Annotated in this window: 15 protein-coding genes; 7 read left to right on the top strand and 8 right to left on the bottom strand. The window is 65.4% G+C overall.

Features of this window, described 5'->3' with window-relative positions; genetic code table 11:
- Positions 1-44 precede the first annotated feature (44 nt).
- Genes KEC45_RS19445 through metW form a run of 3 tightly spaced genes read left to right on the top strand, consistent with a single transcriptional unit; the run spans position 45 to position 2,184 of the window.
- The gene (locus KEC45_RS19445) at positions 45-1,169 is read left to right on the top strand and encodes a homoserine O-acetyltransferase (protein ID WP_062186173.1); all 1,125 of its coding nucleotides are present in this window, start codon (positions 45-47) and stop codon (positions 1,167-1,169) included.
- A complete protein-coding gene (locus KEC45_RS19440; RefSeq protein ID WP_062186175.1) occupies positions 1,166-1,597 on the top strand; it encodes a GNAT family N-acetyltransferase in 432 nt (143 codons plus the stop codon). Before KEC45_RS19445 ends, KEC45_RS19440 begins: the two co-directional genes overlap by 4 nt.
- 2 nt (positions 1,598-1,599) lie before the next feature.
- On the top strand, positions 1,600-2,184 hold the full coding sequence (gene metW / locus KEC45_RS19435) for a methionine biosynthesis protein MetW (RefSeq protein ID WP_062186177.1): 585 nt from the start codon (positions 1,600-1,602) through the stop codon (positions 2,182-2,184).
- On the opposite strand, the gene KEC45_RS19430 is transcribed toward metW, so the two are convergent.
- Positions 2,181-2,804: a TetR/AcrR family transcriptional regulator gene (locus KEC45_RS19430; RefSeq protein ID WP_062186179.1), complete on the bottom strand. Its 624-nt coding sequence runs from the start codon at positions 2,802-2,804 to the stop codon at positions 2,181-2,183. The two genes, metW and KEC45_RS19430, sit on opposite strands and share 4 nt — an antisense overlap.
- A 251-nt stretch (positions 2,805-3,055) precedes the next feature.
- Here KEC45_RS19430 and KEC45_RS19425 point away from each other — a divergent pair, with 251 nt between their 5' ends.
- Positions 3,056-5,359 (top strand): TonB-dependent receptor, encoded by a 2,304-nt coding sequence (locus tag KEC45_RS19425; protein ID WP_238586810.1) that lies wholly within the window; start codon positions 3,056-3,058, stop codon positions 5,357-5,359.
- Positions 5,360-5,588: 229 nt separating this feature from the next.
- On the opposite strand, the gene KEC45_RS19420 is transcribed toward KEC45_RS19425, so the two are convergent.
- From KEC45_RS19420 to hemC, 5 genes are read right to left on the bottom strand one after another with little or no spacing between them, the layout of a single operon-like run.
- The gene (locus tag KEC45_RS19420) at positions 5,589-6,710 is read right to left on the bottom strand and encodes a CaiB/BaiF CoA-transferase family protein (RefSeq protein ID WP_062186182.1); all 1,122 of its coding nucleotides are present in this window, start codon (positions 6,708-6,710) and stop codon (positions 5,589-5,591) included.
- Positions 6,703-7,905 carry an acyl-CoA dehydrogenase gene (locus tag KEC45_RS19415; RefSeq protein WP_062186185.1) on the bottom strand — a complete coding sequence of 401 codons (1,203 nt, stop codon included), beginning with the start codon at positions 7,903-7,905 and terminating at the stop codon, positions 6,703-6,705. Before KEC45_RS19415 ends, KEC45_RS19420 begins: the two co-directional genes overlap by 8 nt.
- A 51-nt stretch (positions 7,906-7,956) precedes the next feature.
- Positions 7,957-8,853: a mitofilin family membrane protein gene (locus KEC45_RS19410; protein WP_062186187.1), complete on the bottom strand. Its 897-nt coding sequence runs from the start codon at positions 8,851-8,853 to the stop codon at positions 7,957-7,959.
- Between the two features lie 19 nt (positions 8,854-8,872).
- Positions 8,873-9,562, bottom strand: coding sequence for a uroporphyrinogen-III synthase (locus tag KEC45_RS19405; RefSeq protein ID WP_062186189.1), 690 nt, complete (start codon positions 9,560-9,562; stop codon positions 8,873-8,875).
- Complete coding sequence (hemC, locus tag KEC45_RS19400; protein WP_062186190.1) at positions 9,559-10,506, bottom strand: hydroxymethylbilane synthase; 948 nt, start codon at positions 10,504-10,506, stop codon at positions 9,559-9,561. The genes KEC45_RS19405 and hemC overlap by 4 nt, the downstream gene beginning before the upstream one ends.
- Before the next feature lie 64 nt (positions 10,507-10,570).
- Here hemC and tsaD point away from each other — a divergent pair, with 64 nt between their 5' ends.
- From tsaD to KEC45_RS19385, 3 genes are all read left to right on the top strand, one after another.
- Entirely contained in the window at positions 10,571-11,605 is a 1,035-nt protein-coding gene (gene tsaD / locus KEC45_RS19395; RefSeq protein WP_062186192.1) for a tRNA (adenosine(37)-N6)-threonylcarbamoyltransferase complex transferase subunit TsaD, read from the top strand.
- A complete protein-coding gene (locus tag KEC45_RS19390) occupies positions 11,602-12,594 on the top strand; it encodes an NAD(P)H-dependent glycerol-3-phosphate dehydrogenase (RefSeq protein WP_062186194.1) in 993 nt (330 codons plus the stop codon). The genes tsaD and KEC45_RS19390 overlap by 4 nt, the downstream gene beginning before the upstream one ends.
- Before the next feature lie 76 nt (positions 12,595-12,670).
- A complete protein-coding gene (locus KEC45_RS19385) occupies positions 12,671-14,200 on the top strand; it encodes a lipopolysaccharide biosynthesis protein (protein WP_062186196.1) in 1,530 nt (509 codons plus the stop codon).
- 3 nt (positions 14,201-14,203) lie between these two features.
- Here the strand turns inward: KEC45_RS19385 and KEC45_RS19380 are convergent, their stop codons facing one another.
- Positions 14,204-14,461 carry a hypothetical protein gene (locus KEC45_RS19380; protein WP_062186197.1) on the bottom strand — a complete coding sequence of 86 codons (258 nt, stop codon included), beginning with the start codon at positions 14,459-14,461 and terminating at the stop codon, positions 14,204-14,206.
- A 58-nt stretch (positions 14,462-14,519) separates the two neighbouring features.
- On the bottom strand, positions 14,520-15,518 hold the full coding sequence (locus tag KEC45_RS19375; protein ID WP_062186199.1) for an adenosine kinase: 999 nt from the start codon (positions 15,516-15,518) through the stop codon (positions 14,520-14,522).
- Between the last annotated feature and the right edge of the window lie 54 nt (positions 15,519-15,572).

Genomic DNA, 15,572 nt, shown 5'->3' with positions numbered 1-15,572 from the left:
GCACGTTGACACGTCCCGTCCGCCCGCTTAGCCCGGCGCGAACCATGGCGAGCCTGCTCCACCAGATTCAGCACCAAAGCGTGACGATCGCCATGCCGCTGCCGCTCGACAGCGGACAATTGCTGGGCTCGGTGACGATCGCGTATCAAAGCTATGGCGCGCTGAATGCCGACAAGTCGAACGCGGTGCTGATCTGCCACGCGCTGACCGGCGACCAATATGTTGCGAGCGACCATCCGGCGACGGGCAAGCCCGGCTGGTGGGCGCGCATGGTCGGCCCAGGAAAGCCGATCGACACCGACCATTTCCATGTCATCTGCGCCAATGTGCTCGGCAGTTGCATGGGGACGAGCGGCCCCGCTTCGCCCGACGCCGTGACCGGCGCGCCGCTCGGCATGGCCTTTCCCGTCATCACGATCACCGACATGGTACGCGCGCAGGCCATGCTGCTCGATCATCTCGGCATTTCGCGACTTCATGCCGTCGTCGGCGGCTCGATGGGCGGAATGCAGACGCTTGCCTGGGCCGCGACCTATCCCGATCGCCTTGCCTCGGCACTCGTCATTGCAAGCGCTGCGCGGCATTCGGCGCAGAATATCGCCTTTCACGAGGTTGGGCGGCAGGCGATCATGGCCGACCCCGACTGGCAGGACGGCCAATATTACGGCAGCGCGCGTGCGCCCACCAAAGGCCTCGCGGTCGCACGCATGGCGGCCCATATCACCTATCTCTCCGAGGAAGGGCTGACCGAGAAATTCGGCCGCCGCCTGCAGGCGCGCGATATCAAGAGCTTTGGTTTCGACGCAGATTTCCAGGTGGAATCCTATCTCAGGCATCAGGGGCTTGCCTTCACCGACCGCTTTGACGCCAACGCCTATCTCTACATCACGCGCGCGATGGATTATTTCGACCTCGCCGACACGCATGACGGCCGCCTCGCGGGCGCCTTCGCCGCGGCGAAGGACGTGCGCTTCACGCTCGTCAGCTTCGATACCGACTGGCTCTATCCGACCTCCGAATCGCGCCGCATCGTGCAGGCACTGCAAAGCGTCGGCGCTGCGGCAAGCTTCGTCGAACTGTCGGCCCCCTTCGGCCACGACAGTTTCCTCCTCGACGTGCCCGCGCTCGATCGCCTTGTCGCAGGGTCGCTTCGGGCAGGTCCGCCATGAGTGAAACCTATCGCCTGTCCTTCGACCGATCCGACATGCAGCTCGGCGCAATCCACGCCTTTTTGACCAAGAGCTATTGGGCGGAAAATATTGCCCCCGCGACCGTCGAGCGCGCGATAGAGGGATCGTTATGTGTCGGCGTCTTCGCACCGGGCGGCGATCAGGTCGGGTTTGCCCGCGTCGTCACCGATCGTGCGACCTTCGCCTATCTGGCCGACGTCTATGTGCTCGACGCGCATCGCGGGAACGGCCTCGCCGCTCGCATGGTAACCGCGCTGCACGATCATCCCGACCTGCAGGGACTGCGACGATGGATGCTCGCGACCAGCGACGCCCACGGCCTTTATGCCGCGCTCGGCTGGACCGCGATCGAGGATAGGGCACCGTTCATGCAGCGGCATTTCCCCAACATCTACAGGCCGGCCTGACGATGAAGCTGCGCCCCGACCTGGCAATCATCGCCGATGCCGTTCCCCAGGCGTCGCGCGTGCTCGACGTCGGCTGCGGCGATGGCGAGCTGATGGCGGCGCTGCGGGACAAGGGAGTCGATGCGCGGGGGCTGGAGATCGACCCTGACAATGTCACTGCCGCAATCGCGCGCGGCCAGTCGGTCGTGCAGGGCGATGCCAACCGCGACCTCGCCGACTATCCCGATGACGCATTCGACTATGCGATCCTGTCGCAGACGCTGCAAACGACCGAGCGCCCCGACCGCATTGTCGACGAATTGCTGCGCATCGCGCCGCGTGCCTTCGTCAGCTTCCCCAATTTCGCGCACTGGCGCGTGCGGTTGGCCTTGCTGTGGAACGGCCGGATGCCGGTAACCCGCCTCCTGCCTGTCGCCTGGTACGAAACGCCGAATATCCATCATGTCACGGTCAGCGACTTTCGCGATCTCGTCCACGCGAAGGGTATCAAGGTAGAAAGGGTCTGGCACCTTTCAGGCGACAAGCCGGCCAGCGACGCGGCGGCAAGCTGGCGCGCGGAACATGCGATCTTCCTGATTTCGCGCTAATCGCGCTTCTTCAAGCCGTTCGCGAGCAAATCATTCGCGATCCGTGCGATCTCTGAAATGTCGCTCTCCGTATCCCACAAGCCATAGCGCATCCCGAGGAAGACGTTCATCCCGCCGATCGCCCAGGCGTGGATCTCGCTGACGTCGTCCCGGATCTCGCCACGCTCGGCGCCCTTTTCCAGGCGCTGGCGCACGCGCGCGACCGTCGTTTCATAATGGCTGCGATAGCTCGCATAATCGACGAATTCGGCTTCATCGATGATGCGGTAGATCTCCTTATGCTCGCGCACGAAGCCGAGATAGGATTCGAGCCCGATACGCTCGGCGCTGATCTCGTCGGGCGCGGCCTGCACCAGCGGCGTGACATGGTCGCGCAGCTGCTCGCTCATATAGCGGACGAGCGCCTGGAAGATCTCCTCCTTCGAATCGAAATAGGTATAGAAACTGCCGAGCGCGGTCCCGGCGCGGCGCGTGATCGCGCTGATCGACGCCTCGTGAAATCCGCGCTCGCCGAATTCGACCGCCGCGGCGTCGAGCAGCTTGCGCAGCGTACGGCGCCCTCGCTCGGTACGCGGCGTCTTGTCGCGCGCGTCACCCGTGCCCTGTTCCGTTTGATCCATAACGGCCCTCATCTCCCCTCCGTCGCTGCATCGTGGCTTTTCCGCACCACTGGCAAGCAAAAAACGACGGCTGCACATTCCAAGTTGAAACTTGGTTCATGTTTCATTATTGGATGCGACGCGGCTTGGCAAGCACCGGCCCAAGATAAACCAAACAGGGTGGCGAGGGGTCACCCGCCACATGGGAGAGTCATATGCGTCCTTTCGCCCGCCCGCTGCGTCGTGCCATTCTTGCCACCAGCGCGCTTTCGATGATCGCCTTCGCCCCCGCCGCTTTCGCGCAGGAAGCAGGCGCGACCGACGCCAGCGACGGCGATATTGTCGTCACCGCCCGCCGCCGCGAAGAATCGCTGCTCGATGTGCCGATCGCAGTCACCGCTTATTCGGGCGCGGCGCTGGAGCAATCGGGTGCATCCGACATCACCGCCATTTCCGACACGACGCCCAACGTCACGCTGGAAAATTCGCGCGCGACCAATTCGACCCTGACCGCGTTCATCCGCGGCGTCGGTCAGCAGGATCCGGTCGGCGGGTTCGAGGCCGGCGTCGGCATCTATCTTGACGATGTGTATCTGAACCGCCCGCAGGCCGCGGTTCTCGACATTTATGATGTGGAGCGGATCGAGATTCTGCGTGGTCCGCAAGGAACGCTTTACGGCCGCAACACCATCGGCGGCGCGGTGAAATATGTCACCAAGACGCTGCCGCAGGATTTTTCGCTGAAGCTGCGCGCGACCTATGGCACCTATGATCAGGCAGAGGGTGTAATCACGGCCAGCGCGCCCATCGGGGACCTGCTCCGTGTCGGCGGATCGCTTGCACGGCTGTCGCGCGGCGGGTTCGGCAAGAATCTGACGACCGGGCTCGACAATTATAACAAGGATATCTGGGCCGGGCGGGGAACCGTCGAGTTCGGCGGCTATGGCGAACCGGTACTGATCCGGATTTCGGGCGATTACACCAAGGACAAATCGCAACCGCGCGGCGGCCATCGCCTGATCCGCAGCCTGCAGACCGGCACGCCCGTGCTCGACGATGTCTATGATACCCGCGGCGGTCTCGTCACGCCCAAACAGGATATCGAGGCTTACGGCCTCGCCATGAATGTCTCCGCCGAACTGTCGGACACGGTTACGCTGCGCAGCATCAGCGCCTGGCGCAAGGACACCAGCTTTGGCCCGATCGATTTCGACGCGCTTCCCGCTGTCGATGTCGACGTGCCCGGCATCTATAAAAATGAGCAGCTTAGCCAGGAATTCCAGATCCTCTATCAAAGCGACAGGCTGAACGGTCTGGTCGGCTTCTATTATCTCAATGCGTCGGCGATCACCAATTTCGACGTGCTGCTTTACACCACCGGCAACCTGCTCGGTTTCCCGCAATTCTCGTCTTACACCGGGGGTACTGTAAAGACCGACACATGGTCGGCGTTCGGCGATTTCACCTATGACGTCACCGATCAGTTGTCGATCTCGCTCGGCGGACGCTACACGTCGGACGTTCGCGACGCCCGCATCCTGAAGCAGCGCCGGATCCTGGGGCCGGACCCCCAGCTTGGCGGCAACGCGCCGATTGCGCTGGTCACCGATTCCAATTTCACGGGGTCGCGCAAGTTCACCAAATTCACCCCGCGCGCCTCGATCGCGTTCAAGCCGACCGACGATCATCTGATCTATGCATCCTATTCGAGCGGCTTCAAGGGCGGCGGTTTCGACCCGCGCGGCAACTCCACCGGCGCACCGGACAGCAATCGCGACGGCGTGCGCAGCTATGACGAGATATTCAATTTTCTGACCTTCGACCCCGAAACGGTCGACAGCTATGAAATCGGGTATAAGGGATCGCTGGCTGACGGCCGCCTGCGCCTTGCCGTCACCGGCTTCCGCGCCGATTACAAGGATGTGCAGATCCCGGGTTCGGTCGGTGTCGATAATAATGGCGACGGTGTGTTCGAAACCTTTGCCGGTATCACCACCAACGCCTCGAAAGCCCGTTTGCAGGGGGTCGAAGTCGAAAGCTCCGCCACGCTGGCACGCGATTTCGCCGGCGACGGATCGGCGATCAACCTGGCGGGCACGCTTGGCTATATCGATGGAAAATATCTGACGTTCATCAACAATCTGGGCGTCGATGTCGCCGATTTCCGTCGCATCCAGAATACGCCCAAATGGACGGCATCGGGCACGCTTTCGGGGCAGTTGCCGGGCTTCTCGGGCTCGATCAACGCATCAACCACCCTGTCCTATCGCAGCAAGACCACCCAGTTCGAAACCCCCAGCCCCTACCTCGATCAAAAGGGCTATGCGCTGTGGGACGCGAATCTGGTCTGGTCCTCCAGCGACGACAGCTTTTCGATCGGCCTCCACGCCAAGAATATATTGGATAAGCAGTACAAGACATCGGGCTATCAGTTCATCGCGGTCAATCCGACGACGGGCGTCCCCATATTGACGCCCGCCGGCAATGTGTCACCCAGCCTGGGGCAGGAGGGCGTGGTCACCGCCTTTTACGGCAACCCGCGGCAGGTCTTCGTGAGCGGCACGGTCAAATTCTGATTTTCGGATAAGGGGGAGAAAGGGGCGTCCATCGCGGCGCCCCTTTTTCTTGCGCACCGGTCGGCGAAACGTCCGCCATGGGGTGGTGAGCAGGGAGTGCTTCATCCTTCTTCGTCATCCCGGGCTTACCCGGGATCCCGCTTTTTGAAAGCATCGATACACTTCGCAGAATAGCGGGACCCCGGATCAAGTCCGGGGTGACGATTAGAGGGACGGCAACTTCCGGTCGTCAGCCGCCCAGCGGCGGCGCGCCGCTGGGCGAAACCATACGCTCGCCGTCGATGACGATCGGGCTCGCGACGCCGTCGATTGACGCGCCCGCGGGCCGGAAGCGCATCCGGCGCGCAATAACCTGCGGATCGGCGAACACCTGCGCCAGATCATTGATCGGCCCCGCAGGCACACCCTCGGCCTCAAGCGCAAGCGACAGCGGCTGCGCGTCCCACGCCGCAATCTTCGCCGCAAGCAGCGGGACCAGCTCGGCCCGATTCGCAAGCCGCATGGCATTGTTGGCGAAACGCGGATCGTCACCCCATTCGGGCACACCCAATACCGCGCAGAGCTTCCGATATTGCCCGTCGTTCCCGACCGCGATGACGAGCTGGCCGTCGGCGGTCGCAAAGACCTGATAGGGCACGACATTGGCGTGCGCATTGCCCATCCGCTTCGGCGCGACGCCGCTCGCAAGATAATTGGCCGCCTGATTCGCCAGCACCGCGACCTGGCTGTCGAGCAGCGCCATATCGACATGCGCACCCATATTCGTGACGTCACGACGTCGCAACGCCGCAAGGATTGCGACCGCCGAATACATGCCGGTAAAAATGTCGGCGTAAGCGATCCCCGCCTTTTGCGGCGCTCCGTCGGGTTCGCCGGTCAGCGACATAAAGCCGCTCATCGCCTGCACGATATAATCATAGCCGGCACGATGCGCATAAGGCCCGGTCTGGCCGAAGCCGGTGATCGAACAGACGACCAGCCGCGGAAAATCGGCACGCAGCCGCGCGGGATCGAGCCCATATTTGACGAGCCCGCCGACCTTGTAATTTTCGATGACGACGTCGGCGTCGGCGAGCAGCGCGCGCACTTCGGCCTGCCCCTTGGGGCTCGCGATATCGATCGCGACGCTCCGCTTGCCGCGGTTGCAGCTATGATAATAAGCCGCGCCGAGCGCTTCGCCATCCGCGCCGGTGACAAAGGGCGGCCCCCATTCGCGCGTATCATCGCCTGCGCCGGGGCGCTCGACCTTGACCACCTCGGCGCCCAGATCGGCGAGCAATTGCCCGCACCAGGGGCCCGCGAGCACCCGCGCCAGTTCGACGACGCGGATGCCCTCCAGCGGTTTAGGCAAAAGCCGAAATGCCCGTGATCGCGCGGCCAAGGATCAGCGCGTGGACGTCGTGGGTGCCCTCATAGGTGTTCACCGTTTCGAGATTCACCGCATGACGGATCACATGATAATCGGCCGAAATCCCGTTGCCGCCGTGCATGTCGCGCGCGACCCGGGCGATATCGAGCGCCTTGCCGCAATTGTTGCGTTTCAAGAAGCTGATCGCATCGGGGATGAGCCGCCCCTCGTCGATCAACCGCCCGACGCGCAGCGCTGCCTGCGTGCCAAGGGCAATTTCGGTAAGCATATTGGCGAGCTTCAACTGCACGATCTGATTCGCTGCGAGCGGACGTCCGAACTGCTTGCGCTCTCCGGTGTAGTTGCGCGCCGCTTCATAGCAGAATTCGGCGGCGCCCATCGCGCCCCAGCCAATACCGTAACGTGCGCGATTGAGGCAGCCGAACGGTCCTTTCAGCCCCGACACATGCGGCAACAGCGCATCCTCGCCGACCTCGACCGAATCCATCACGATTTCACCGGTAACCGACGCGCGCAGGCTCACCTTGCCTTCGATCTTGGGGGCTGAAAGCCCCTTCATGCCCTTTTCGAGCACAAAGCCGCGAATCGCGCCGTCATGCGCTTCCGACTTCGCCCACACGACGAACACGTCGGCGATCGGCGAGTTGGTGATCCACATTTTCGCGCCTTTGAGGCGGTATCCGCCTTCGATCTTCTCGGCGCGCGTGCGCATCCCGCCAGGGTCGCTACCCGCGTCGGGCTCGGTCAGGCCGAAACAGCCGACGAGCTCGCCCGAGGTCAGCCCGGGCAGATATTTGCGCTTCTGTTCCTCGCTGCCATAGGCGTTGATCGGGTGGATCACGAGCGAGCTTTGAACCGAACAGGCCGACCGGTAACCCGAATCGATCCGCTCGACTTCGCGGGCGATCAGCCCGTAGCTGACATAATTCAGCCCCGCGCCGCCATATTCGGGGTCGATCGTCGCGCCGAGCAGCCCGAGCGCGCCCATTTCGGACATGATCTCACGGTCGAATCGTTCGTCGAGGAACGCCGAAGTCACGCGCGGCAGCAGTGCGTCGGTCGCATAGGAGCGCGCCGTATCGCGGACCATCCGCTCCTCTTCGCTGAGCTCCGCGTCGAGCTGGAGGGGATCGAGCGGGTCGAGCGCTTCGATGCGCTGCGGATCGGCGAGGGCCATGGAACGGGCTTTCTCTCAAAAAGGCGGGCAGCCCTTTGAGAGGCTTGCGCGCTACGGGGTCGGTTCGGCCGTTTTGCGGGCCATTGCGGCAGCAGGGCTGTCGCGCGGCTCCAATATCGCCGCGGTCTCGATCAGGTCAAGCGCGCGCCGCGCTTCATGATAACGCCGCGCCTCGATCAGCCACTCGCTCGCCACTTCCGAACCCGGCATCGCCTCGACCTCGGCGATCGCAAGGTCGGCCTGTCCGGCCGTCAGATAGCGGCGCGCACGATCGAGCCGTTCGGAAGCGCGCGGCGATTGGGTTCCCGCAGCGCGCACGACGAACAGCTCGCCCAGCTCGCGGCGCAGCCCGGTCCACAGGCTGCCGTTTCCGTCGTCGCCGCGCCCGACAAGCTGCGGCGCCATCGCGTCGAGTTCGGCGCGAAGCTGTTCGAGCGTCACCGGCTCGCGCGACGTATCGATGATCGTCTTGACCGCATTCGGTTGGTCGTCGCCGAAGCGCAGCCGTAGCTGCGCGTCGAGATAGCCGAGCGAGAGCCCGCGATCGAGCGCGCGGCGCACCGCAAAAGCCACGAGCAGCCCTTCGGCGCGCGAAGCATTGCCCGATGCAGATTCGGCTTCGAGCGTGATCCGCGACAGCCGCTGTTCGAGTTCGGCGACGCGCGTCGCAAGCGCGTTGGCGCTATCGATCGGCGCCACCATGGACGGCACGGCATTGGCTGTGCCCTTTACGGCAGGTGGGCCGGTGGTTCCTGCGGGCGCCGCAATCATTTTCGCCGGCGGCGGCAGATTATTCCCCGTCAGCCAACGATTCACAGCCCACCCGCCGCCGACGATGCCGATCAGAAGCAGCAGGAAGGCACCGATAGCGATAGCGCGAAACGATAGTCCCTGTGCAGGTACCGCCTCGTCCGCCGACGAGGACGTGTCGATGCTGTCGATTGCCATGTTTCTCTTTCGAACGACCCTATTTTGCACCCTTGTGCCACAAAGCACGCGCCTGTGCCAATATTGCGACATCGTCCGGCTGTGCCGCAATGACGAGCGCGCCCCAGCCCTCACCCGCCGCCGCCGCGGCCGCGGGGCTGATTGCGGCCAGCGACAGATGTCCGCGCGCCGTGCCGACCAGATCGGAAATACGGCGTGCAGCGCGCGGCGAATGCGCGAGCAAGGTGGCCGGGGCGCCGGTCAGTTCGGCCCATCGGGCGGGCGGCGGGACCGGATCCACCGCATAGCAGGGAACCGGCACGATCGCGGCCCCCGGGGCATCGAATTCGGACCGATCGCGGCCGCAAAGCCATAATATATTTCGAATATCTCCTGACGTCATATCGTCAAGAAGCCGCCGGACGTCCGACGATCCGGTCATCGCGACGGCCAGCCCCGCGGCCTCGGCCGCGCGCGCCGTCGCCGCGCCGACGGCATGGACAGGCAGCGACGCGAGCGCGGCCAGCCCCGGACCCGCCAAACGCGCGGCAAAGGCGCTGGTCAGCAACAGCGCATCGAAATCGCCGGCCTGCGGCGGCATCCAGTCGACCGGTCGCGCGGCGAAAAGCGGCATCGCATGCGCGTCGAATCCCATCGCCCTCGCCCGCTCCACCGTCGCCGCATTGCCCGGCTCGGGCCGCGTCACGATCAGCGGCGGGCCATCGGTCATGCCGCGAACAGCCGCCGGACGCTATCGGGCGCTTCATCGAGCAACCGCTGTGCCAACCCCGCCGCGGCCGCATCATCGGCGACGATGACATGCCCCGCCGCATGATCGGCGCCATCGTCGGAGAAAATCTCGGCATCGAGGCGCAGCGCGCCGTCGTCCTGCCACCACGCATGTGCCGCGACCGGTGAGCGGCAATCGCCGCCGAGCGCCGCCAAAAACGCGCGCTCGGCTGCGACAGCAAGATGGGTCGGCGCATGATCGACCGCGGCGAGCAACGCGCGGGTATCCGCATCGTCGGCGCGGCACTCGATCCCGATCGCGCCCTGCGATGCCGCCGGAAGCAGCAGGCTCGCCTCTTGTACCGTCCCGACGTCATGCATTCCGAGGCGGTCGAGCCCCGCCGCCGCGAGCAAGGTCGCATCGGCATCGCCCGCCGCAATCTTTGCAAGCCGCGTCGCGACATTGCCGCGCAGCAGCACCGTCTCAAGGTCGGGGCGGATCCGCTTCACCTGTGCCGCACGGCGCGGGCTGCTCGTCCCCAACCGCGCCCCCGGCGGCAGTTCCGCAATTGTCGCCACGCCGATTCCCTCGCGCACCACCAGCCGGTCGCGCGGATCAGCGCGTTCGAGCATCGCGCCGAGGAAAAATCGCGCGTCGCGGATCGTTTCGACATCCTTCAGCGAGTGGACGGCGATATCGATCGTCCCCGCATCGAGCGCCGCATCGAGTTCGCGCGTCCACAGCGCCTTGCCGCCAACTTCGGCAAGCGCGCGGTCCTGGATCTTGTCCCCCGTCGCGGTCATCGGCACGATTTCGAGCGCCGTCATCTCAATGCCATGGCTGGCAATCAGCGCCGCCATCGCCATATGCGCCTGTGCCATTGCCAACGGCGACGCGCGCGTACCGATGCGCAGCGGGTTTTCGGGGGTCGGAAGTTGGTTCATGGGCTTTGCTGCTAGCGCGGCTTGCCCTGCCGATAAAGGGGCGGGTAAAGGAACGCGCAATAATATGACCCTGATCCTCGGCCTTGAATCGAGCTGCGACGAAACCGCGGCAGCGCTCGTCGACAGCGAGCGGCGCATTTTGGCGCATCGCGTCGCGGGGCAGGAGGCTGAGCACAGCCCCTATGGCGGGGTCGTTCCCGAGATCGCGGCGCGCGCGCATGTCGACCGGCTCGCGCCGATCGTCGAGGGCGTGCTCGCCGACGCGGGGCTGTCGCTCGCCGACGTCGACGCGATCGCCGCGACCGCTGGCCCCGGGCTGATCGGGGGCGTGATGGTCGGGCTCGTCACCGGCAAAGCGCTTGCGCACGCCGCGAACAAGCCGCTGATTGCGGTCAATCATCTCGAAGGCCATGCGCTCAGCCCGCGCCTTGCCGATGCAAGCCTCGAATTTCCGTACCTCTTGCTCCTCGTTTCGGGGGGCCATTGCCAGTTGCTGCTCGTGCGCGGCGTGGGCGACTATCGCCGCCTTGCGACGACGATCGACGATGCCGCAGGCGAGGCTTTCGACAAGACCGCGAAGCTGCTTGGGCTCGGCTATCCCGGCGGCCCCGCAGTCGAGCGCGTCGCAAAGGACGGCGATCCTTTTGCAGTGCCGCTGCCGCGCCCGCTCATCGGCAGCGCCGAACCGCATTTCTCTTTCGCAGGGCTCAAGAGCGCCGTCGCCCGCGCCGCCGCATCAGGCGCGCACAGCATCCCTGATCTCGCCGCTTCCTTTCAGCAGGCGGTCGTCGACTGCCTTGTTGACCGCAGTCGAATCGCGCTCGCGGCTTGCCCGGATGCGACCGCTTTCGTCGTCGCGGGCGGGGTCGCCGCCAATGGCGCGATACGCGGAGCGCTGACCGATCTTGCCGCGCGGTTCGACAAGCCTTTCGTCGCGCCGCCGCTGTGGCTCTGTACCGACAATGGCGCGATGATCGCCTGGGCGGGCGCCGAACGGTTCGCTGCGGGGCTCACCGATCCGCTCGACACCGCCGCGCGTCCACGCTGGCCGCTTGATCCAGAGGCCGAAGCGGTGCGCGGCGCGGGAGTGAAAGCATGACGTCATATCGGAATTTTGGCGTGATCGGCGGCGGCGCGTGGGGTACCGCGCTCGCGCAGCTTCTCGCCGCCGACGGCACTCCCGTGCGCCTGTGGGCACGCGAGGCGGATGTCGTCGCCGCGATCAACGCCGAACATCGCAATCCGGCCTTCCTTCCCGGTGCAGCACTCTCGTCCTCGCTGACCGCAACCGGCAATCTTACCGACATGGCCGATCTTGACGCGTTGCTCGTCGTCGTCCCCGTCCCCTTCCTGCGCGCCGTGCTCGCCGAGCTACCCGCGGGCGGAGCGCCGCTGGTCCTTTGCAGCAAGGGCATGGAGGCCGGAAGCTTCGCCTTCCCGATCGACATGGCGCGCGATCTTGCGCCGAAGCGGCCGCACGCCGTCCTTTCCGGCCCGACCTTCGCGCACGAAGTCGCCGCGGGGCTGCCGACCGCGATCACCCTCGCCGCCGCCGATGCGGGCGTCGCCGCCGACATCGCGCAGACGCTCGCGCGCCCGCATTTCCGTCCCTATGTCTCGACCGACGTCATCGGGGCCGAGATCGGCGGCGCGGTCAAGAATATCCTCGCGATCGCGTGCGGCATCGTCGACGGCGCCGGGCTCGGGCTCAACGCACGCGCGGCGCTGATCAGCCGCGGCTTTGCCGAAATGACGCGTTTCGGCCTGTCACGCGGCGCGCAAGCTGAAACGCTCGCGGGCCTCGCTGGCCTTGGCGACCTTGTCCTCACCTGCACCTCGTCCGCCTCGCGCAACTTCGCGCTCGGCCAGGGGCTCGGGCGCGGCGAAGCCGCCGACGTGCTGATGGCCGACCGCCGCACCGTTGCCGAAGGTGCCTTCAGCGCACCCGTCGTCGCCGCTGCCGCGCGCGCCGATGGCATCGACATGCCGATTACCGACACTGTCGCGCGCCTCGTAGCCGGCGAAACACGCGTCGGCGACGCCATTCAGGCTTTGCTCAGCCGACCGCTGCGACCCGAAGGGCGATGAATTGCTTCGTACAATTGCCTGCCTCCCCCGACCGCGCTAAACTGCGCAACGGGGTAAAGCAGAAGGGGCGCCAGGCTTGAGCCATACCGATAGCGCAGCCGCGCCCCGATCGCCGGACGCCCCGTCGGGAGACGCGGATACTGCCGCGTTGGCCAAGGGCGGGCGCACCAATTTCTTCGGCTTCATCCTCCGCCTCGTCGCACGCCTGCCCTTTCTCTATGTGGCGGGTCGCTGGTACGGGCCCGAAGCGGTCGGCCGCTTTGCCTTCGCCGTGCTCGTCATCGAACTCGTCGCGCAGCTCGCGACGCTGGGGCTGAAGCGCGGCCTTGCGGAACAGCTAAGCGCTCCGGGCGCCGACCAGCGCACCGTCGTTTGGGACGGCATGTTCGTTGCCTTCATCGCCTCGGCCGCCGGATCGCTGCTGCTGGTGCTATTCCCCCAGTTGATGTTCCCCTCGGGCGGCATCGACAGCGCAGATCGCTGGATGGCCTTGCTCGTCTTCGCGATCGCGGGGACGGATATCGCACTCGCCGCCTGCGCTTATAAATTCGACGTCGGCGCCACGGTGCGCGCCCGCGCGGTCGTCGAGCCGTGGGTCATCAGCATAGCCGCTGCCGGATTCTGGTTCATTTCGGCGCGCGACGGGCTGATGCTTTCCTATGGCGCCGCGATGCTCGGCGCCTTCCTGACCGCGCTGATCCCGATGCTACGCCATTATGGGGGCCCTCAGGGGTGGCAGCCGCACCCGGCGCACTTGATCGCAGTTGCGCGGCGCAACGCGCCGCTTGCCGCCGCCGACGCGATCGAATGGGGCACACGCCGCCTCGACCTGTTCATCCTCGGTCAGTTCACCTCGCCGACGATCTACGGCATCTATTATATGGCGCAGCAGGTCGCCTCGCTGCCGCAGAAGCTCAAGACCAGTTTCGAGCCGATCCTGGGCCCCGTCATAACACGCAATCTTGCCGAGAACCGGCTCGCAGCCGTCGCCGCGCAGGTCAGCCAGGTCGGATTCTGGATCATTGCAGCCCAAGCAGGAGTCGCGCTCGCGCTCGGCATCCCCGGCGAAGCGGTTATGGGCCTGGTCGGCCCCGAATTCGTCAGCGGCACGGCCGCGCTCGCCTTCCTGCTCGCTGCCGAGGTCGTCGCCGCGACCGCAGTGGTGAGCGAAGCGGCGCTCGTCTATGTCGCGCGCCATCGCAACCTCTTGATCAGCATCGCAACGCTCGCGCTGCAGGCCGGATTCAGCGTCGCGTTGATCCTGATCGCCAAATCGATGGGCCTGCCGCCGATCTATTATGCCGGAGCCGTCGCGCTCGCACTCATGCTCGCGCTCGGATTTGCGTCGCTGGTGAAGGCACGCCTGCTCGCGCGCATCCTCGGCGCGCCCGTGAACAGCCTGCGTTGGGCGCTCGTCTGGGCCACCGCGGGCGCCACTGTGCTCGGCTATGGCGCGACGCAGCTTCCCGAATGGGCCGAGCTGCTGATCGGCGTTCCCTTCATCCTCGGGGTCTATGGCTGGCTGATCTGGACACGCGGCTTCGGCCCTGCCGACCGCGAACTGTTCAGGAAACACCCCGATCCGGCGGCGTCCTCCGCCGCCTGATCGTCAGTCGACGGCTTTCTGGGCCGCATCGCCGACGTCTTCGGCAGCGTCTCCGACCTTTTGCGCCGCTTCGGCGATCGCCCCGCTCTCGGCCTTTTCGCTAGAAAGAAACTGAAAGGCGAAAAAGGCGGCGATCAGGATCGCAACGAGGAAAATCAGGCCAAGGCCCATTCCCCCGCCGCGCCGCGGTTCGCGATCGATAACCGTGGTGGTGTGCGTCGTCCCGTCGGGATCGCGCGTCGTGTGGATTTCATCGGCCATGGGAAAATCCTCCTGTGCCTGTGATGCGGCATAGGACGCTCCGTGACCGATAAAGTTCCTAGCCGAGGCGTTCGGCGACCTTGGCCTTGAGGTCGGTCTGCGCACGCGGGCCGACCTGCGCGATGATTTCGCGCGCGCATACCGCGCCCATCGTCAGACAATCCTTGATCGAACGGCCTTCGGTAAGACCCGAGAGGAACCCCGCCGCGAACAGGTCGCCAGCGCCCGTCGTGTCGACGACGGTTTCGATCGGTTCGGCGCCGACCTCGGTGCGCGTTCCGCCCTGCAACGCGATCGCGCCATGCGAACCGCGCGTGACGATCAGCAGCGGCACCTGCGGCGCGATCTTCGCAACCGCCGCTTCGAAATCGTCGGTCTCGGCGAGCGCGCAGATTTCGACCTCGTTCGCGAACAGGATGTCGAACAGCCCTTCGGCGATCAGCTTGCGGAAATCGGCGCCGTGGCGGTCGATGATGAAAGCGTCCGACAGCGTGAAGGCGACCTTGCGGCCCCCCGCGCGCGACACGTCGATTGCACGCCGCATCGCCGCGCGCGACAGTTCGGGATCCCACAGATAGCCTTCGAGATACAGAATCTCGCTATCGGCGATCCAAGCCTCGTCGATCATGCGTTGTTCGAGAAGGTGGCTGGCGCCGAGGAAGGTGTTCATCGTGCGCTGCCCGTCGGGGGTGACGAGGATCAGGCAGCGCGCGGTCGGCGCGCCTTCGCTGAGCGGCGGGGTTTCATAAGCGACGCCGAGCGCGCGCAGATCGTGGGTGAAGACATGGCCAAGCTGGTCGTCGGCGACCTGCCCGATGAAGGCGCAGCGTTCGCCGAGCGCCGCCATGCCCGCAAGCGTATTCGCGGCGCTGCCGCCCGAAACCTCGACCGCCGGGCCCATCGCCGCGTACAGCCGCTCAGCCTCTTCACCGTCGATCAGCCGCATCGATCCCTTGGTCAGCCCCTCGGACTCGATCAGCGCGTCGTCGGCGCGGGCAAGAACGTCGACGATCGCATTGCCGATGGCGACAACGTCGAAACGGGCGGTGGAGGCCATGAAAAATCCAGTGCTATATGGGAAAAGCTGCGCGCGCCTTTAGGGGCGACGGCG

The organism is Sphingopyxis sp. USTB-05, assembly GCF_023822045.1.
In the GTDB taxonomy this organism is placed as follows: domain Bacteria; phylum Pseudomonadota; class Alphaproteobacteria; order Sphingomonadales; family Sphingomonadaceae; genus Sphingopyxis.
This window is presented reverse-complemented; position numbering and strand designations above follow the sequence as displayed.